This window comes from Roseofilum sp. SBFL (genome assembly GCF_017746885.1).
In the GTDB taxonomy this organism is placed as follows: domain Bacteria; phylum Cyanobacteriota; class Cyanobacteriia; order Cyanobacteriales; family Desertifilaceae; genus Roseofilum.
The window spans coordinates 41,893-61,955 of sequence record NZ_JAGHZH010000067.1; the positions used below are offsets into that span (position 1 = coordinate 41,893).

Below are 20,063 nucleotides of genomic sequence, written 5' to 3' on the forward strand. Positions count from 1 at the left end.
CCGGTTCAGTGATTAAATTTTGATAGCATTTCGTAACCAAATACATTGGGGTCAATTTCTCCGAGGGTGAGATCGGCTAATCCATACTCTTGCCAGCGTTGGTCTACTTTAGTAGCTATGTCTGGATCGGATTCGAGAACTGCGCCCCATTCATGGGTGGTTTCTGGGTATATTTTCGTGGTTGCATCAACGCCCATTCTACCTCCTAAGCCAATTTTTTCACTAGCAAAATCGAGGGTGTCAAAAGGGGTTTCTGGAAGGATAAAAACATCTCGTGAAGGGTCAACTTTAGAGGAAATTGCCCAAACAACTTGCCGAGGATCGCGAATATTAATGTCTTTATCGACAACAATGACAAATTTTGTGTAGGTAAATTGGGGTAGAGCGCTCCAAAAGGCGAGGGCTGCACGTTTAGCTTGGCCGGGATAAGCTTTATCGATGGAAATAATGGCAGCTTTGTAACTTAAGGCTTCCATAGGGAGGAAGAAATCAACGATTTCGGAGACTTGTTGGCGCAGGATAGGGGTGTAAATGCGGTTAAGGGCGATCGCCATCATGGCTTCTTCCTTGGGAGGACGACCGCTAAAAGTTGTTAAATATACTGGATTTTTTCGATGAGTCATGCATTGGAAGCGGATCAGGGGCGAGTCTTCCACACCTCCATAGTAACCCATGTGGTCGCCAAAGGGACCATCAGGGAGAACTTCACCAGGGGTAATGGTTCCTTCGAGGACAAATTCGGCATCTGCGGGAACTTCGAGGTCTACAGTTTTACATTTAGCTAAGGGAACTCCGGAACCTCCGTAAAGTCCGGCAAATAACCATTCTGAGAGATCTACGGGAATGGGGGTTGCGGCAGCCATAATGATCAGGGGGTCAACGCCGAGGGCGATCGCCACCTCTAGTTTTTTTCCTTGCTCAGAGGATTTTCGCAGGTGACGCGCCCCACCCCGTACCGATAACCAGTGTACGGTCATTGTTTTAGCTGATTGAAGCTGTAAGCGATACACGCCAACATTGGGAATTCCGGTTTCACAATCTTTGGTAATTACCAATCCCAAAGTAATAATTTTTCCCGCATCTCCGGGATAGGGACGAATCAGGGGTAGAGTATTTAAGTCTAAGTCTTCTTCTGGGATCGTGACCTGTTGACAACTCGGGAAAAAATCGCGCCCTGGTTTAGCTTTCACCACATCAAATAAAACCTTGCCAAAATCAATCGCTTGGGAAATCTTTTTGGGCGGTTTGGGTTGTTGCAACATGCCCAATTTTTTCCCTAGATCTTCTAATTCTAGGGGATTATCCATATTCATCGCCCAACAGATACGCTCAACCGTTCCCATTAAATTAATGGCAATGGGAAAGGGCGATCCTTGAACATTTTCAAACAGTAACCCAGGGCCTCCCGCTTGCAACATTCGGTTGGCAATTTCGGCAATTTCTAAATCCGGATCGACAGATGCTTTAATTCGTCGTAGTTGTCCGCGCTCTTCGAGTAGGTTGATAAATCCGCGTAAGTCTCTGGCCATGGGTTGAGTGAAAGGGTTACTTTTCTATTGTAGGTGAATGGGGGAATGGAGGGATGGGGGAGTGGGGAGACGCGGGGACGCGGGGAGGGGGAGATGGGAGAGAAGAGGAACGGATGTAGCATAATGGGGAAAGCTAGCGTTTGTGTACCTGAAGATCGTGGATTGGCAACCTGGAAAAGTTATTGACCACAAGTACAGGATTGAGAAAGTGTTGGGTAGAGGTGGGTTTGGCATTACTTACAAAGCCAAACACCTGACCCTGGATTCGTTCTGTGTGATTAAAACGCCAAGGACAGAATTTCATCAGGATGACAACTATGGAGAGTTTGTATACCGGTTTTACAAGGAGGCGAAAACCCTGGCTAGTCTAAAACCCCATCCTCATATTGTGCGGGTGTTTGATTTATTTGAGGAGCCGGATGAGAATGACCCTAGGGTGAGAATTCCTTGTTTAATGATGGAGTTTATTGAAGGAAAGAGTTTATTCAATTTAGTTAAAGATGGAGGGGCACTCCCGGAAAATAAGGCAGTGGGGTATATTCAGCAAATCGGTAGGGCCTTAATGCATATCCACAAAACGGGGTTAGTCCATTTCGATGCGACTCCAATGAATATCATGATTCGACCGGATGGAACGGCTATATTAATCGATTTTGGCATTGCTGGAGATTGTCCCCCTAGCTCGATTTCTTTGCAAACGGGAAATCCAGCATTTGCCCCTTACGAGCAGTTTCTGGGAGAGCGGAACGTAACGGTAGATGTCTATACGTTAGCTGCTGGTTTATATTATGCGGTGATGGGAGAGTGTCCAACCCCTTCTACAGAGCGACTGAAAAAGGTTCCTTTGATTGAGCCAAAAAGCTATAGATCGATTAGTCCCAGCTTAAATTATGCTATTGTCTGGGGGATGGCTTTGGAGGCAGGAAAACGTCCCCAGTCAATACAGAACTGGTTAGGCTTACCGTGTTTTTCCAGAGATATTCCCGATACAGTCAGAATTAGTGAACTTCCTGAGCCGGAGAATAAGGGGTGGGACTGGTCCTGGTTACCTTGGGTGAATGGTTCTGTGTCTCCTGTGCCTCAATCGACTGTGCATCAGCTCCCTATACCTGCTCCTAAATCTAAAATTAATAAACCTCTTGCTTCCATTCCTGGATTGAAGGTATATCAACCGCAAGAGGATGATTTAAGGTCAGAGCGAGGAGTAGACTACACGCTCTTGCAGAGACTGTTGCAGCAGCAGAGATGGAAGGATGCGGATGAGGAAACCTACCGCAGGATGCTGGAAGCGGTGAAACGGGAAAAAGAGAGTTACTTTCGTCTTGAAGACTTGAAAAATTTTCCTGGCATTGACTTGAGAACCATTGACCAATTATGGGTGAAATATAGCAGGGGTCGATTTGGCTTTAGCGTGCAAAAGCGGATTTGGCTTGATTTGGGAGGAACGCTAGACGATTATGATTATGATACGTTTATAAAACTTGGCGATCGCGTCGGCTGGCGTAAAAATGGTTCATTGTTAAATTATAGTGATTACATATTTACTACAAATGCACTGCAAGGTCACCTCCCTGCGAGTGCGGTTTGGGGATTGGCGGTTGGAGAAGTACGGGTGGGATCTGGAGGAGTGGGGGTAGTCCTGTGTATTCTCTTTTCTCTTCTCTAGACTTTAGCCCCTCAACAACCCTTAAGTGGTTTGATTGGGGATTTTCACTTCTTTACCAATAAGATTTAAAAATCCTGTACCAAAATGCTGAATTTCTAGAAAATTGGCATTCTGAGGGGCCGGTTTGTAGATGCGGAAGGTTTTCATAATCCCTAGGGTGGCGGCACTTTCTAGGGGGCCGATAAAGCGGGTATCTCGGTCGAGAAAATGGGGTTGATTGGCCCAATAATCCATTTGTGCGCCATTGAGGAAGTAACAACCGGAGTGGGGATTGAGGGGACGTTTTAAGATGACTGGGCATTCCATCACTTTTCCTGTGAGTTGGGGATGTTCTTCTAGGTTTTGAAAAGGTTGAGTGACGTGAGGCTTTAGATCTCCATCGATGTAGGCCTTGCGGAATGTACCGCCAATGGCGCTCTCGTAGCGGTTGGGTTGCAGAAGGTTGCGATCGCCAGTAATCCGATTAAACCAAATCAGTTTAACAAAAAACCAGGGGTCAGATAAGATTAAGTCGTCTTCTAGAAAGCAGTAATAATCATAACAGCCAAGGTTGCTGCGCAATACGGCTTGACATTCAAAACCGAGAAGCATCGGTTCACATTGGGTAGTATGGTGATGATAAGACTCCTGAGGGATAGGTAGTTGTTTGAGTAGATGGTATTCCCCAGTAGTACAAATCACGATATCAATATGATTCGTGTATTGTTGATTGCTCGGTACAACAACCCTTTGAGCAATGTCAATCATGCATTGGAATTGGCTATAGAGTTGATGAATAGCTGACAGACTTGAGGTGAGCGCTTGGATGCGCGGTTGGGGATCGGGACGTTGGGAAGCGTGCCGTTGAGACCCTTGGGGGTTATAAAAATGGGCGATCGTAAATAGAAGACGCATAAATTAGTCTTTCACAGCAATACCAGTATTTTGTCATTGCGAGGGAAGCCAAACAATAGGTTGACGTTAAACTGGTCAAATCCTGAGAAGTTTACATGGAATTATGGAATTAAGGAATAGGGAAGAGGAAAAAGAGTTCACCCATTACCCAGGCTTGGCACTGTATGATGTCTGGGGACAACTGTTAAACAGGAGAACAGAAAAAGCCGATGGTTGCTAAACGGATTTTACCCTGTCTGGATGTGAGGGCGGGACGAGTGGTGAAGGGGATTAATTTTGTTAACCTTCAGGATGCTGGCGATCCGGTGGAGTTGGCTTCGATCTATAATGACGCGGGTGCTGATGAGTTGGTGTTTCTCGATATTACGGCGACTCATGAAGACCGAGATATTATCCTGGATGTGGTTTACCGGACGGCTGAACAGGTGTTTATTCCCCTGACAGTGGGTGGGGGAATTCAATCCTTAGAAATGATTAAAAATTTGTTAAGGGCCGGGGCGGATAAGGTTAGTATCAACTCGTCGGCAGTCCGAGACCCGGATTTGGTAAATCGGGCCAGCGATCGCTTCGGAAATCAGTGTATTGTTGTCGCTATTGATGCTAAACGACGCAGCGATCCTGAGAATCCAGGATGGGATGTGTATGTGCGCGGGGGACGGGAGAATACAGGGCTTGATGCACTCTCCTGGGCTAAGGATGTGGCGGCTCGTGGGGCTGGAGAAATCTTACTCACGAGTATGGATGCTGATGGCACTCAAGCCGGTTACGATCTAGATCTAACCCGCACCATTGCTGAATCTGTGGAAATTCCGGTGATTGCGTCTGGTGGCGCGGGAACCTGCGAACATATCCATGAAGCGTTAACTGAAGGAAAGGCTGAGGCGGCCCTTTTAGCCTCTTTACTCCACTACGGCCAACTGTCTGTCGCTCAAATTAAGGAGCATCTGACGACCCAGGGTTTGAAAATCAGACAACTGGCGAGGTGATATATATCACATTTTGTTCAGAAAGTACAGATTTCTAGAAGAATTTAAGAATTGAACCGCGACAGTCCTGCAATAAGTTGTTACAATACAGGAATTGTTACATTTCTTAAACGAGCAATGATCATTATTCTCATAATTGTCATTGCCTTAGTAGCCTGGTCTTTGCATCTAATGGAATCGGCGATTCATACGCGGGAATTCTCTTTGATGTTAGCTGGGGTTCTAGTGGCAGGGGCTGCTGTAGCGATGGTAGCGGTTTATTTTCTCATGGGCCATTACTTCGGCTATTTAAATGAAACAGCTCGGCTGGACAATCAGGCTATCGGAGAACCCCGTGAAGTCCTCAGTTGGCTGGTAGAGTTCGATGAAGCTCAACAAACCCGGGTAGGAGGCACAGAGATGAGTGGCTACCCAAATTTGGGCGATCGCTAAACCATTGTCCGATCGCTAAGTTGGTGAACCATCCAAAAACTATTATCAGAAAAATGGGTCTAAAACCCCGTCCTAAAAGGACGGCTTTACAGTAGAATGAAATTGGTCACTGACCCACCCGCGACGATGGAAACAGAAAGCCTAACTTCAAAGATTGCGAAATCCGCAACGGCGCAGAAAAATCGGTAGACCGGGAAAAGAGGATGGGGCAATGGGCAATCCAACCCTTGAATCAACAAAGTAGATTTCTTCTTTGAGATTTCAACACATAAGGCGGCAGGGCTTGCCGTGTCAGTCTGCGGAGCGAGTGTAAGACCCGTTCATGTCCGCGAAGCGGAAACAGAGTAAATCTGTGAAGGCAACTGCTATGAAACAGAAACCTAAATCGTGAGGTTTAGGAATCCCCTCGCCTTTAGGCAGGGGTGGATGTCAAGATTAAGATTGACCAGTTGCTCAGTTCTGGTCTCAATTGCCCACTAGTTCCCTAATTATGAGTATGAGCCGACGGAAAAAGCCAAAAATGCTCGTCGTAGATGATGAACCGGATAATTTGGACTTGCTTTACCGAACCTTTCGGCGTGAATTTCAGGTGTCGAAAGCTGAAAGTGGAGCAGACGCGCTCAATGTGTTAGCCACAGAAGGGGAAGTGGCAGTTATTATCTCTGACCAGCGAATGCCCCAAATGAAGGGTACGGAGTTCCTGAGTCAGACAGTCGAACAATATCCGAATACCATGCGGATTATTCTGACTGGGTTTACGGATGTGGAAGATCTGGTAGAAGCGATTAATTCCGGCCAGGTTTATAAATATATTACGAAGCCTTGGGACCCGACAGAATTAAAGGGAGTGGTTGATCGAGCGGCTCAAACCTACGATCTGCTTAAACAGCGCACGGAAGAGTTAGAAGCTTGTGAGTCTCAAACCCTACTGCTCTCGACTTTAGTCAAGTTAACTGAAGAGTCTCAAGAGTTAGAGACGGCTTTAAGGGCGATCGCCGAAGTATTTGCTCAAGCCTTTGAAACTCAAGGGTGTATCCTGCAAATTATTAAAGATGGTGGATTCGCTTCTCCTGTGGGTCGTTATAGCAGTACTGATGAGCTTCTTGACTTAAGTACGGATACCTTAACTCAAGAAGCTTTATCTTCGGCTACCCTTCAATATTCAGAACTTGCTGATGGCCCGATTAAGTCCCATCTGGCTATGCCGATCTACTATCAGCAAAAACTCTTAGCTCTGCTTTCCCTACAATGGACGCAAGCGTATAATCTGAGCGAGGAAGAAAAAAATTCTATTCATACCTCTGCCCAACTTGTAGGTTTGCTCATTGCTGCCATGGGTTAGAGGATGGGAGAATGGGGGATAGGGAGACACGGGGACACAGAGACTTCTGAATGATTTCCCTATTACCCACTACCTATTGCCTATTGCCTATTACCTATTGCCTTTCAATGACTCATGCCTCAGGTTCAGGATATCTTTAATCGTATTGCTCCAGTTTATGACCAGATGAACGACTGGTTGAGTTTAGGGCAACATCGCATTTGGAAACAAATGACGGTTCAGTGGAGTGGAGCTAAACCCGGCTCGGTGGCGATCGATCTATGCTGTGGCAGTGGCGATCTGACGCGGTTATTAGCTCGACAAGTGGGGCCTAGTGGTCAAGTGTATGGGGTGGATTTTTGTCAGAATTTGCTGGAGATCGCCCAAAATCACTATACCTGGACTCCCATCGAGTGGATGGAAGCGGATGTCCTCGATCTTCCCTTCAGCGATCGCACCTTTAATGCTGCCACCATGGGCTATGGACTCCGCAACGTCTCCAGTATTCCCCAAGCCTTGCAAGAACTCCATCGTGTCCTCAAGCCCGGTGCAACGGCTGCTATCCTGGACTTCCATCGTCCCAACCAACTCCTACTCGAGCAATTTCAACAGTGGTATCTGAATCAAATTGTCGTTCCTTACGCCCAACAACAAGGACTCACAGAAGAATATGCGTACATTATCCCCAGTCTCCAGCGTTTTCCCCTTGGCCTCGAACAAGTTGACCTGGCCTACCAAGCTGGATTTACCCATGCTGTTCATTATCCGATCGCAGGCGGTATGATGGGAGTATTGGTCGCTACCAAATCTGTTGATTCCTAGTCTTAGCCTTGCGTTTTCTAGATCTTTGGATATACATCACTCCTCCCATTGCTGGTGGCATTATTGGCTATTTCACCAATGATTTAGCTATTAAAATGCTCTTTCGCCCCTATCGAGCGATTTATATTGGTAAACGGAAACTCCCCTTTACTCCCGGTTTAATTCCCAGTAACCAAGGACGGTTAGCTCAGAGAGTTGCAGATACGATCATGGGGTCTTTGCTCACCCCTACGGAACTGCAAAATTTAGCCCGTCGCTTATTACAAACCGAGCGCACTCAATCGGCTATTCTTTGGTTACTCCAGTTAGCCTTAAAGCAGCTAGAGGCAGACAAAGAGCAAAAAACGATTAAAATTCTTGCTGGCATCCTCAAAGATTTACTCGGTCAATCCCTACCGCGCTTAATTCGGGTGTTAGCTCGTCGAGAAGATTTTCTCGAAGACCAGATTAATCATATCTTCGATCAAGTCTTGTTAGATTTTAGTTTAACGGAAGTTCAGGCGCGATCGCTGTGTGAATGGCTCTTTCATGTTGTCTGTCCCCCGAATACCATTCGCCAAGCCCTGATAGACTTTCTCACTGACTACAATATTCAAATCATTGACGAAGGGTTTCGAGAAAAAACCAGCGGCACCTATTGGGTAGTTGCCAACCTCCTCGGGCTGAAAAACGCCTTACATCGTCTCCGTAACTATTGTTTAGATGAACGGGAAGAAGCTAACCAAAAAATAAAAGAACTCATAGATGCTTTAGGGATTCAGCATAAGATCAAACAATGGTTACAAAGTCTTTCCCTACAAAATTTACCCGTTCTCACCGTGCGGCAACTGCGTAAAAATATCCGGCACAGTGTCAGAATTTATTTACAAGAACGAGGATCGGACTTAATTCAAGGCTTAGGTAACTCCATTAACTGGGAAAATATTGCGACCTTGATCTTAACTCGGCTGCAAAATTCGAGCATTATGCAATCCTCCTTAGAAATTGTTAGCCAAGAACTGGCGCTAGTTTTAGACCGCTACTTAGAAAAAGATATGGAATTGATTATTGCCCAAGTTATTCCCATTTTAGATATCGATCAGGTGATTATTGACCGCGTTAATGCAACCTCTCCCGCTAATTTGGAAATGGCGATTAATGGAATTGTCCGCAGTGAATTACAAGCCATTGTAAACTTAGGTGGAATATTAGGGGCGATCGTTGGCTGTTTACAAGTCAGTTTCTTATTGTTAAAATAGAATGGCATTTAGCTAGTCTAGTATAAATTGAAAATTTCTTAAACTATGGTAGACACTAAACGATTTTTTATTTGTGGTTCAGCCCTCACTGGACAACCCGATCATCAAAATCTGCAAGGTGCCCATTTGATTTGTGCTACTCAAACTTTACCACTCTATCGCCTCTATTCTGTTGACGATTTGCATCCAGGAATTTATGAGGTTTCTGAAGGTGGAATTTCGATTCCAGGAGAAATTTATGAACTTACAATTGAGCAATATAATAATCTGATGGCGAATGAACCCCCTGGATTATATGAAGGCCAAATAAAACTAGAAGATGGCTCAGAAATTTCTGCCATGCTTTACCCTCAAAAACTGATTGAAAGCTATGGTTGGCTAGATATTTCTAAATATGGTGGATGGGCAGCTTATAAACAGCACCTCTTAGATCCGAGTGCCCCTCATCCTTAATAAGATTTGCTGACTTTTTCCCTAGGATCAAATTTGCTCCTAGAGTATATCCCCTCGAAAAGAAGTAACGTTTGACGATAGGTATTGTGAGAATAACCTGCCATTAGGTAAAATGAGAGACTTGTGATATAAAACTTTCGTTGTTAATTGAAATGACAGAACCTTCAAAATCCTCTCTTTCGGGTTTGGGGAAAGTATGGAATCAGCATCGGGAAAATGTAGTGATTATCGCGATCGCGGCGATCGTAGCGCTATTGGTACGGACGGCGATCGCCGAACCCCGCTTTATTCCGTCAGATTCTATGTTTCCTACCTTAGCAGTCGGCGATCGCCTAGTGATTGAAAAGGTTTCCTATCATTTCCATCCCCCTGAAACGGGTGATATCGTTGTTTTTGAACCCCCACCCCAACTCCAAGCTCAAGGATATCGCAAAGATCAAGCCTTTATTAAACGAGTCATTGGTCAACCGGGGCAAACTGTCGAAGTTTCTGGAGGTAAAGTGTATCTGAACGATCGACCGATTCAAGAAGATTATATTGCTGAACCGCCAGAATATCACTGGGGGCCAGAACTTGTTCCCGAGGGGCGATTATTTGTTATGGGAGACAACCGCAACGATAGTAATGATTCCCATATTTGGAAGTTCTTACCCCAGAAAAATATTATAGGTCGCGCTGTTGTTCGCTTTTGGCCTCTCGATCGTCTAGAAATTATTCGTCATTGATTGGCTTAGACACAATGAAGCGTAAATAGGGGAGCAAGGCCATAATTTGCTCTCCAGATAAACTGAGGCGACGTTGAAAATCGACCCAATCTTGATAGTCTCCCTGATGCTCCCTCTGGGTAATCATTGCTTCAGCTAGGGAGCGATCGATGACCGGAATTTGTACAAGTTCTGATAAAGACGCTTGATTCACATTTAACTCTAGGCTGCGATCGTAATAACAAAACTGTAAAATCGGCTCAATTGGACGCAATCGTTTTACGGGTAAAGCTAGGGCTGCAGCAATATCTTCTAAACGGTAGAATTGTACTCCTGTTTGAGTGAGATGAACGAGCGATCGCGCTTGATGAATCGATAAAAGAGGTAACCGTAACCAATCATCTACCGTGGCTTGATTGACATCAATTTTGACCCCAAATTGAGCCGCTAAAGCGATTTCTTCTAAGGATTGAAACCGATAATAGGGATCGAGAAGCCGAGTCCGGGTAGGATTAGATAATATAGCTCGTAATTGATTTTTCAGTATCTGAATGACTCGATTTAACTCAGCCATAACTTGATACATTTAACCTCTGCATATTTAATATACAGCACTTGGCGATTTTAAAGGAAAAGCGGTATTACCCATTATCGAGGTTCCAATTACCTATTACCCATTACCAGCGTGCAGCGCTAGAATTAACATAGCTCTTGTCGCCTATCCAGGAGATTCAATTATGTCATGCATGAGCGTAAAAGACCTTGAAAAAGTACAGGCTATTCTCGAGGCATCTGGCCAAGATTACCGCGTAGAACTTGAAGATGGAAAAATTATTGTTATGGGGCCTTCAGATATTGTTTCTAGTGAAATAACTGTTCTGTTGTCTAGTTTACTCGCAATTTGGGTTTATCCTCGACGTTTAGGACGAGTCTTTGATTCCTCTGGTGGCTTCATCTTACCCAATAGGGACCTCAAAGCACCGGATGTTTCGTTTGTACGTGCTGCACGACTGAAAACAACCCCTCGTTATTTCGGCGATCTGGTTCCCGATTTAGTGGTTGAAATTAAATCTCAAAGCGATCGCATAAAATCACTCGAAGACAAAGTTAAATTATTCCTCAGTCTCGGTAGTTTGGTTGGTCTCCTGATCGATCCCGATCGGCAAACAGTAACCCTTTATCGCGCGAATGCTGAACCCATTATTTTACGAGATAAACAAGAGCTAACGATTCCCGAACTTTTACCAGGTTGGTCAATAAAAATTAACGAAATTTGGCCGCCTGTATTTACCGATGAAGAGAGCAGCGATTGCCTGTAGAAATCCGTGATTAATGCAACATCGCTCCCTAGTAAAATACATTACTACGATCAACAGAGTGAACCAATATGAGCCAGATGAAGGACAGTAGCATGGGAAAAGTATTCACCAACCTAACCGTTACCAATCGCGCCGATGAGATTTTAGCAGAAGCTAGGGTAATTGCTGAAGATCAAATCCGCTCAATCACTCTAAAAGACGTATTAGTTGACACTGGTGCGACGACCTTATGCTTGCCAGAAGAGGCGATCGCTCAACTCGGACTCAAACTTCTGCGAGAAGTCGATGTAGCAACAGCGATGGGAATCGGTAAAGCTGGGATTTTCCGGGATGCTACCTTATCAATTGGCGATCGCCAAGGAACCTTTGAGTGTTTAGCATTACCAGGAGGTCGAGACCCTCTTTTAGGTGTTATTCCCTTGGAATTGTTAGGCTTAGAAATAGACTTAAATAATCGTACTCTAAAACCTTTACCGATTACTCCAACAGAAACTTATCTAACTATTTTGTAATATAGCGCTTTGCGCTAGGGAATAGGGAATAGGCTTTTGGTACATAGCTTTGAGGATTCAACACTGTCCCTCATAACAGCGCAAAGCGCTGTAAGCCATACCCATTTTTAATTTTTAATTGATATAGCGATCGCCTGCAAGTTTACCCTACAAGCGATCTCCATACCCTAAAGTGTCTAAATAGGACAACTTAAGCCCCCGGATTTTTTGCTAAAGCGAGCATTTTCTCGATAATCTACAGGGCAGTCAATCACAGCAGGAACGTCTTGTTCTAACGCTTCTTTGAGGATGGGCAATAAGTTTTCCGAAGCGTCTACTCGGTATCCTTTTAATCCCATACTTTCCGCCAATTTAACGAAGTCAGGGTTAGTAAATTTAATGAAGGCAGATTCACCATATTGGTCTTCCTGTTTCCATTCGATTAGCCCATAACCGCCATCATTAAAGATGATAGTCACAAAGGGTGTTCCTACTCTCAGGGCGGTTTCGAGTTCTTGGCAGTTCATCATGAATCCCCCATCACCAGTAACGGCGACGACTTTGCGATCGGGATAAACCAGTTTCGCGGCGATCGCTCCTGGAATGGCAATCCCCATAGCGGCAAAACCGTTAGAAATAATACAGGTATTGGGGCGATCGCAGTGATAATGGCGAGCCATCCACATTTTGTGAGCGCCCACATCAGAAATAGCAATATCTTCTGGCTCCATCACTTGCCGCAAATCATAGATGATTTTTTGGGGTTTGACTGGGAACCCTGGATCGTTGGCATATTGTTCGTAATCTTCACGAATTTCCGAGCGCAATTGATGAATATAGGGATCGGGTTTTTCCGATCGCTCGCAGCGCCGCAGAATTTCCAAAAGCGAATCTGAAATATCTCCCACTACTTCCACTTCGGGAATATAGCTGCTATCAATTTCGGCTGGTTTTGCCCCAATATGAATGATAGGAATTTTGTTATTGGGATTCCATTTTTTCGGGGAATATTCAATCAAATCATAGCCAATGGCAATCACTAAATCGGTACGGTCAAAAGCACAACTGATAAAATCTCGTTGTTTCAATCCGGTTGTCCAAAGGGATAAGGGATGAGTATAGGGAATTGCACCTTTGCCCATAAAAGTATTAGCCACTGGAATATTCAAATGGGTGGCAAACTCCGTTAGGGCTTCATGGGCATTAGCTCGAATGGCTCCATTGCCCACTAAAATCATGGGGAATTTGGCTTTAGAAATCACTAAAGCAGCTTCGTTGAGGCTATGATAAGCCGAATAAAACTTATCTATTTTATCTCGTTTTAGGGGATCGCCTTCTGCTGGCATGTCAGCAATATTTTCGGGTAAATCAATATGAACTGCCCCCGGTTTTTCCGTTTGGGCAATTTTGAAGGCTCGGCGCACAATTTCCCTCGTATTGCTGGGGCGCACAATTTGGGTATTCCACTTGGTTACAGCAGTAAACATGGAGACCAGATCGAGATATTGATGGGATTCAATATGCATCCGGTCTGTACCCACTTGGCCGGTAATGGCGACTAGGGGCGCGCCATCAAGGTTGGCATCGGCAACCCCGGTCATTAGGTTTGTGGCTCCTGGGCCAAGGGTGGACAGACAAATGCCAGCTTTACCCGTGAGACGGCCATAAACATCGGCCATGAAGGCTGCGCCTTGTTCGTGGCGGGTGGTAATAAATTGAATGGAGGATTTAGTCAGTGCTTTTAACACTGCCATATTTTCTTCTCCAGGAAGTCCAAAGATGTATTTAACGCCTTCGTTTTCTAAACAACGGATTAGTAATTCTGCGGTATTCATGGGAATGGGATGGGGGATGAGGGGATAGGGAGATAGGGAGGATGGAGAGGATAGGGAGATGGGGGGATAGGGGGATAGGGAGATCGGGAGGATGGGGAGATAAGGAAAACACGGTTTTTCCTATTCCCTATTCCCTATTCCCTATTACCTTGCCCTTATTTGATCCAAACGGTTTTGAGGTTGACAAATTCTCGGATGCCTTCGACGCTTAGTTCTCGGCCGTAGCCCGATCGCTTGATACCCCCGAAGGGGAGACGAGGATTAGATTTGACCATGCCATTGATGAAGACAGCTCCAGCTTCTAGGTCGCGAATTAGGCGATCGCGCTCTTGTTGATTATTTGTCCAAGCGCTGGCTCCTAGTCCTAGGGAGGTGGAGTTAGCCAGGGTAATGGCTTCGTCAATATCTTTGACTCGGAACAGTAAGGCAACGGGGCCGAAAAATTCCTCGGTATCTGCGGGAGTTCCGGGGGGAATGTTGGCTAAAATGGTGGGCGGGTAGTAGTTCCCGGGGCGATCTCTCTTGGGTTGACCGCCAATCAGAACGTCTGCACCTTGACTGACGCAGGCTTGCACGAGCCGATCGAGTTCTGTGAGGATGCTGGGAGTCGCTAAGGGGCCGATATCATTCGCCTCGTCCATGGGGTCACCGATCTTCAGTTGTCGGTATTGTTCTAACAAGGCATTTTGGAAGCGATCGGCGATCGCCTCAAGCAGAATAAACCGTTTAGCCGCAATGCAAGATTGGCCGTTATTTTGCAGTCTAGCCGTCACAGCCGTAGCGACAGCCGCCTCAAGATCGGCGCTCTCTAAAACAATAAAGGGGTCAGTTCCACCCAGTTCCAGGACCGTTTTTTTAATGTGTTTTCCTGCAATGGAGGCTAAACTCGCTCCAGCCAGTTCTGAGCCGGTTAAGGTCGCGGCTTTTACCCGGTCATCGGCAACAATTTGGGCGACTTTATCTGCTCCAACCAGCAAAGTTTGGAACGCTCCTGGAGGAAAACCCCCTTGGGTAAAAATCTCTTCCAGGGCGATCGCGCATTGGGGCACATTGGAGGCATGTTTGAGCAGTCCCACATTACCAGCCATGAGTGCGGGAGCCGCAAAGCGGAACACTTGCCAGAAGGGAAAATTCCAAGGCATCACTGCTAGAATGGCTCCCAAGGGATGGTAAGCGACAAAGCTTTGACTCGCATCGGTTTCGGTATAGGTGGGACTGAGGAAATCTTCAGCGTTCTCAGCATAGTAGCGACAAACCAAGGCACATTTTTTCACTTCGGCGATCGCTTGCTTAATGGGTTTCCCCATTTCTGTAGTAACAATTTTGCCAAACTTTTCCGCGTCTGCTTCCACAATATCGGCTGTTTGCTTGAGCCAAGTCGCTCTTTGGGCAAAGGAAGTCTGACGATACTCTAAAAAGGCTTGTTGTGCTAAAGCCAATTTCTGCTCTAGTTCAGCATCTGTGAGCGCACAAAAGGTTTCGCAAGGTTCTCCCGTTGCTGGGTTAACAGTGGCAATGCCCATGCAGGTTCTCCGTCCAGTGTATCATTTGCGAAAAAAGCCCTTTGCCGGATAGGAGACAGGTCTTTCTAGCAAAAGACTTTTACTGATTGTCTTCATTTAAATTTTAGATACAATAGAGGATTACAAGATTTAAACTCTACAATTTGTAGCACTTGTCGAGTGTAGTTACTGCATGAGAGCTTAAGAAATATGTCTTATCGCCCTACTTCAATGTCATCCGATATAGTATCACTATTTGACCATTTATGAATATTGATGAACTCAATCAAGTTCAGGAACTTGTGCGGCAATTTCCTGACCAATTTCTAGGGAAGCTGTCGCAGCCGGAGAAGGGGCATTACAAACATGCATTTTCCGGTTATCCTGGACAATCAAAAAATCATCCACCAGTCCCCCATCAGGTTTCAAAGCTTGAGCGCGAACCCCAGCATGGGTAGGAATTACATCTTCAGCTTGCACTTCGGGAATCAATTGTTGCAGACTATGGACAAAAGCCGTCTTACTAAAGGAACGGATAATTTCTTTAACCCCTTCTTTGCCATGTTGAGCGGCGAGTTTCCACAGTCCAGGATAGATTAGCATTTCAGCCACATCAGCCAGATTGATATCCGTTTTTCGATAGCCTTCCCGTTTTAAACTTAACACCGCATTGGGGCCGGCATGGACAGAGCCATCAATCATGCGAGTAAAGTGAACGCCTAAAAAGGGGAATTGTGGATTGGGAACTGGGTAAATGAGATTTTTGACCAAAGAGCGTTTTTCCGGCTTTAATTCGTAATATTCACCGCGAAACGGAATAATTTTGGCTTGGGGTTGCATCCCACTCATCTGGGTGAGGCGATCGCTAAATAACCCCCCACAATTAATCACAAATTTGCCTTCAATTTCCCCTTTAGAGGTATCTAAAATAATGCTTTCTCTCCTGTCTTGCCAGTTTGCCACCTTGGTATTCAGGTGGAGATCCCCCCCAGATTGGGTAATCAAATGGGCATATTTTTCACAAACTTGGCGATAGTCAACAATGCCGGTTGATTTGACCTTAATTCCGGCTAAACAGCGCACATGGGGTTCAATTTCCCGCACTTCTTCTGCCGTGATTTTCGCCACTTCTAACCCATTGTCCAACCCGCGCTGATAGAGCTTTTCTAATTGGGGGTACTGCTCTTGTGCTGTAGCAACAATCACTTTACCGCAAACCTCATGGGGGATATCATGCTGTTGGCAAAACTCCACCATGGATTTTGCTCCGGCACGGCTAAACCGCGCTTTCAAGCTTCCCGGTTTATAATAGATTCCCGAATGAATAACCCCACTATTATTCCCGGTTTGATGGAAAGCTAATTGAGGCTCCTTTTCTAATACCGCTATTTGGGCATTCGGAAAACGATTGTTCAATGCCATCGCTGTGGCTAAACCAACAATTCCGCCACCAATGATTGTGAAATCATACATCATGGATCTCCTCTATCCCTAGCAAACATCTAAGGATTTCATATCACATCCGCGTGTCTAAAGTCTCCTACTATTCCCCCATCTCCCGATCGCCAGTACAATAAAGAAATAAGCTTGTCAACTTTTTCAAAACCGTTCCCATGAATAGTGCCTTCCTGAACCGTCTACACAGTCCAGAACGTCCCGTCATCGTGTTTGATGGCGCGATGGGAACCAATCTCCAAGTCCAAAACTTAACCGCAGATGACTTTGGAGGCCCAGAATATGAAGGATGTAATGAATATTTAATCAAAACTAAGCCAGAGGCGATCGCCAAAGTTCACCGTGATTTCCTCAGTGCCGGATGCGATGTCATCGAAACCGATACCTTTGGAGCAGCCTCCATTGTCCTCGCTGAATATGACCTAGCAGACCAAGCCTACGAACTCAATAAAGCCGCCGCAGAACTGGCTAAAAGCATCACAGCGGAATTCTCTACCCCAGAAAAACCCCGATTCGTAGCAGGTTCCATGGGGCCGACAACCAAACTCCCTACATTAGGTCATATTGATTTTGATACCTTAGAAGCCGCCTTTATCGAACAAGCCGAAGGCTTATATGATGGGGGAGTAGACCTCTTTATTATTGAAACGTGTCAAGACGTTCTGCAAATAAAAGCCGCCTTAAATGCTGTAGAAACTGTTTTTGAACGTAGAGGAGAACGTCGCCCAATCATGGTTTCCATCACCATGGAAGTCATGGGAACCATGTTAGTCGGTTCCGAAATTGGTGCAGCTCTCACTATTCTCGAACCCTACAAGATTGATATTTTAGGCTTAAACTGCGCTACCGGCCCCGATCGCATGGCCGATCATATTAAATATCTCTGCGAACATTCTCCCTTCGTCGTTTCCTGCATTCCCAACGCCGGACTCCCCGAAAATGTCGGCGGTCATGCCCATTATAAACTCACCCCCATGGAACTACGCATGGCCCTCAATCGGTTTGTTGAAGATTGGGGCGTGCAAGTGATTGGTGGATGTTGTGGAACCCGTCCCGATCATATTCAACAGTTAGCCGAAATTGCGAGTACCCTAAAACCCAAAGAACGCCATCCCGTCTTTGAACCCTCAGCCGCTTCCATTTATAGTCCCCAACCCTACGAGCAAGAGAATTCCTTCCTCATTGTCGGCGAGAGACTCAACGCCAGTGGCTCCAAAAAATGCCGTACCTTGCTTAATAATGAAGATTGGGATGGTTTGGTTTCTTTAGGTAAAGCCCAAGTCAAAGAAGGGGCCCATATTTTAGATGTCAACGTCGATTATGTAGGTCGAGATGGGGTGCGCGATATGAACGAACTCGCCTCCCGTTTGGTCAACAATAATACCCTGCCCTTAATGTTAGATTCTACTGAGTGGGAAAAAATGGAAGCGGGGTTAAAAGTTGCTGGCGGAAAATGTATCCTCAATTCCACCAACTATGAAGATGGAGAACCCCGGTTTTTGAAAGTCTTAGAACTGGCGAAAAAATACGGCGCTGGGGTTGTGGTGGGAACCATTGATGAGGATGGCATGGCACGAACAGCGGATAAGAAGTTTGAAATTGCTAAACGGGCTTACGATCAAGCCGTTGAGTATGGGATTCCCGCCCACGAAATCTTCTTTGATACTCTCGCCTTACCTGTTTCCACTGGAATCGAAGAAGACCGAGAAAACGGGAAAGCAACCATAGAATCGATTCGCCGGATTCGGGAAGAATTACCTGGATGTCATATTTTACTCGGTGTTTCCAATATCTCCTTCGGCTTAAACGCCGCCTCCCGGATTGTTCTCAACTCCATGTTCTTGCATGAAGCCATGCAAGTGGGATTAGATAGCGCCATTGTCAGCGCCAGCAAGATTTTACCCCTGGCGAAAATTGAACCAGAACATCAAGAAGTTTGTCGCAAACTAATCTATGACCAACGGGAATTTGATGGTGATATTTGTACCTACGATCCCCTGGCTGAACTGACCAAAATCTTTGCCGGGAAAAAGGCGAAGCGCGATCGCTCTGTGGATCAAAATCTGCCCATTGAAGAGCGCCTGAAAAACCATATCATCGATGGCGAGCGTATTGGTTTAGAAGATTCTTTGAAAAAGGCTTTAGAACAGTATCCGCCCCTGGAAATTATCAACGTCTTTCTGCTCGATGGCATGAAAGTTGTTGGGGATTTGTTCGGTTCGGGACAGATGCAACTTCCCTTTGTATTGCAATCAGCAGAAACCATGAAATCTGCGGTGGCTTTTCTAGAACCGCTCATGGACAAATCAGAATCGGGAAATAGTTCCAAAGGAATCTTTGTGATTGCCACGGTGAAAGGAGATGTCCATGATATTGGTAAGAATTTGGTGGATATCATTCTTTCTAATAACGGCTACAAAGTCGTGAATCTGGGTATTAAACAACCGGTCGATAATATTATTGATGCCTATCGCGAACATGATGCCGACTGTATCGCCATGAGTGGGTTACTGGTGAAATCGACGGCATTTATGAAAGATAATTTGGAAGCGTTTAACGAGCAAGGAATTACGGTTCCCGTGATTTTGGGGGGAGCGGCTTTAACGCCAAAATTTGTCTATCAGGATTGCCAAAATGCCTATAAAGGTCAAGTTGTTTATGGCAAAGATGCCTTTTCTGACTTGACATTTATGGACAAATTGATGCCGGCGAAAGCGGGAAATAATTGGGATGATTTCCAAGGCTTTTTGGATGAAGTTGGCAATGGAAATGGCTATGCACAAGTGGAAGAAATGGGCGAAGAAACCGCCGCAGAATCAGAACCCTCAGAACCCGAGGTGATTGATACCCGACGTTCGGAAGCCGTGGAAATTGATATTCCCCGTCCGACTCCTCCCTTCTGGGGGAGTCAGATTTTGCAACCGGAAGATATTCCTTTAGAAGAGGTCTTTTGGTATTTAGATTTGCAAGCTTTGTTTGTGGGGCAATGGCAGTTCCGCAAGCCCAAGGATAAATCTCGCGAAGAATATGACGAGTTCTTGCAAGAGAAAGTCTATCCTATCTTAGACGAGTGGAAAGAGAAGATTCTCAACGAAAATATCTTGAAGCCCCAAGCCCTTTATGGCTATTTTCCAGCTCAGTCGGAAGGCAATACGGTGTTTATTTATGATGCTGAGGAAATGAAGGGGGGAATGGCAAAAACGGTGAAACATACTTTTGAGTTTCCCCGCCAAAAACGCTCCCGTCGGTTGTGTATTGCGGATTTCTTTGCACCGAAGGAGAGCGGGGTGATGGATGTGTTCCCGATGCACGCGGTAACGGTGGGAGAAGTGGCGACGGAATATGCACAGAAGTTATTTGCGGGCGATCGCTATTCCGATTATCTTTATTTCCATGGTATGGCTGTGCAAACTGCC

General features: G+C 45.6%; 17 protein-coding genes. 11 read left to right on the forward strand and 6 right to left on the reverse strand.

The annotated features are described in order from the left end of the window. Positions 1-5: 5 nt before the first annotated feature. Positions 6-1,529, reverse strand: coding sequence for a UbiD family decarboxylase (locus J7545_RS07485; protein WP_318719369.1), 1,524 nt, complete (start codon positions 1,527-1,529; stop codon positions 6-8). Positions 1,530-1,686: 157 nt separating this feature from the next. Here J7545_RS07485 and J7545_RS07490 point away from each other — a divergent pair, with 157 nt between their 5' ends. Further along, the gene (locus J7545_RS07490) at positions 1,687-3,195 is read left to right on the forward strand and encodes a serine/threonine-protein kinase (protein WP_318719370.1); all 1,509 of its coding nucleotides are present in this window, start codon (positions 1,687-1,689) and stop codon (positions 3,193-3,195) included. Positions 3,196-3,216: 21 nt separating this feature from the next. Here J7545_RS07490 and J7545_RS07495 read toward each other — a convergent pair whose 3' ends face one another. Continuing rightward, entirely contained in the window at positions 3,217-4,089 is an 873-nt protein-coding gene (locus tag J7545_RS07495) for a hypothetical protein (RefSeq protein WP_318698894.1), read from the reverse strand. Positions 4,090-4,298: 209 nt separating this feature from the next. Between J7545_RS07495 and hisF the strand changes: the two genes are divergently transcribed. From hisF to lepB, 7 genes are all read left to right on the forward strand, one after another. After that, a complete protein-coding gene (gene hisF / locus J7545_RS07500; protein ID WP_318698895.1) occupies positions 4,299-5,075 on the forward strand; it encodes an imidazole glycerol phosphate synthase subunit HisF in 777 nt (258 codons plus the stop codon). 117 nt (positions 5,076-5,192) lie between these two features. Further along, entirely contained in the window at positions 5,193-5,507 is a 315-nt protein-coding gene (locus tag J7545_RS07505) for a hypothetical protein (RefSeq protein ID WP_318698896.1), read from the forward strand. Positions 5,508-5,997: 490 nt separating this feature from the next. Continuing rightward, positions 5,998-6,849: a response regulator gene (locus J7545_RS07510; RefSeq protein WP_318719371.1), complete on the forward strand. Its 852-nt coding sequence runs from the start codon at positions 5,998-6,000 to the stop codon at positions 6,847-6,849. A gap of 114 nt (positions 6,850-6,963) precedes the next feature. Continuing rightward, positions 6,964-7,650, forward strand: coding sequence for a bifunctional demethylmenaquinone methyltransferase/2-methoxy-6-polyprenyl-1,4-benzoquinol methylase UbiE (gene ubiE, locus J7545_RS07515; RefSeq protein ID WP_318698898.1), 687 nt, complete (start codon positions 6,964-6,966; stop codon positions 7,648-7,650). Between the two features lie 8 nt (positions 7,651-7,658). Continuing rightward, positions 7,659-8,888 (forward strand): DUF445 domain-containing protein, encoded by a 1,230-nt coding sequence (locus J7545_RS07520; protein ID WP_318698899.1) that lies wholly within the window; start codon positions 7,659-7,661, stop codon positions 8,886-8,888. Positions 8,889-8,933: 45 nt separating this feature from the next. Further along, a complete protein-coding gene (locus J7545_RS07525; protein ID WP_318698900.1) occupies positions 8,934-9,341 on the forward strand; it encodes a gamma-glutamylcyclotransferase in 408 nt (135 codons plus the stop codon). 152 nt (positions 9,342-9,493) lie between these two features. Next, the gene (gene lepB / locus J7545_RS07530; protein WP_318719372.1) at positions 9,494-10,066 is read left to right on the forward strand and encodes a signal peptidase I; all 573 of its coding nucleotides are present in this window, start codon (positions 9,494-9,496) and stop codon (positions 10,064-10,066) included. Here the strand turns inward: lepB and J7545_RS07535 are convergent. Then, on the reverse strand, positions 10,053-10,631 hold the full coding sequence (locus J7545_RS07535) for a ComEA family DNA-binding protein (RefSeq protein ID WP_318719374.1): 579 nt from the start codon (positions 10,629-10,631) through the stop codon (positions 10,053-10,055). The genes lepB and J7545_RS07535 overlap by 14 nt on opposite strands. A 151-nt stretch (positions 10,632-10,782) precedes the next feature. Here J7545_RS07535 and J7545_RS07540 point away from each other — a divergent pair, with 151 nt between their 5' ends. Then, a complete protein-coding gene (locus tag J7545_RS07540) occupies positions 10,783-11,364 on the forward strand; it encodes a Uma2 family endonuclease (RefSeq protein ID WP_318698903.1) in 582 nt (193 codons plus the stop codon). A gap of 68 nt (positions 11,365-11,432) precedes the next feature. After that, positions 11,433-11,876: a retroviral-like aspartic protease family protein gene (locus J7545_RS07545; protein ID WP_318719376.1), complete on the forward strand. Its 444-nt coding sequence runs from the start codon at positions 11,433-11,435 to the stop codon at positions 11,874-11,876. Positions 11,877-12,052: 176 nt separating this feature from the next. Here J7545_RS07545 and J7545_RS07550 read toward each other — a convergent pair whose 3' ends face one another. The 3 genes from J7545_RS07550 to lhgO form a co-directional block, all read right to left on the reverse strand. Then, positions 12,053-13,690 carry an acetolactate synthase large subunit gene (locus tag J7545_RS07550; protein WP_318698905.1) on the reverse strand — a complete coding sequence of 546 codons (1,638 nt, stop codon included), beginning with the start codon at positions 13,688-13,690 and terminating at the stop codon, positions 12,053-12,055. Between the two features lie 155 nt (positions 13,691-13,845). Beyond that, positions 13,846-15,213 carry an NAD-dependent succinate-semialdehyde dehydrogenase gene (locus tag J7545_RS07555; RefSeq protein WP_318698906.1) on the reverse strand — a complete coding sequence of 456 codons (1,368 nt, stop codon included), beginning with the start codon at positions 15,211-15,213 and terminating at the stop codon, positions 13,846-13,848. A 261-nt stretch (positions 15,214-15,474) separates the two neighbouring features. Further along, positions 15,475-16,665, reverse strand: coding sequence for an L-2-hydroxyglutarate oxidase (lhgO, locus tag J7545_RS07560; protein WP_413038601.1), 1,191 nt, complete (start codon positions 16,663-16,665; stop codon positions 15,475-15,477). 140 nt (positions 16,666-16,805) lie between these two features. Between lhgO and metH the strand changes: the two genes are divergently transcribed. Then, the coding region (gene metH / locus J7545_RS07565; RefSeq protein WP_318719377.1) for a methionine synthase at positions 16,806-20,063 on the forward strand (3,258 nt) is incomplete at its 3' end.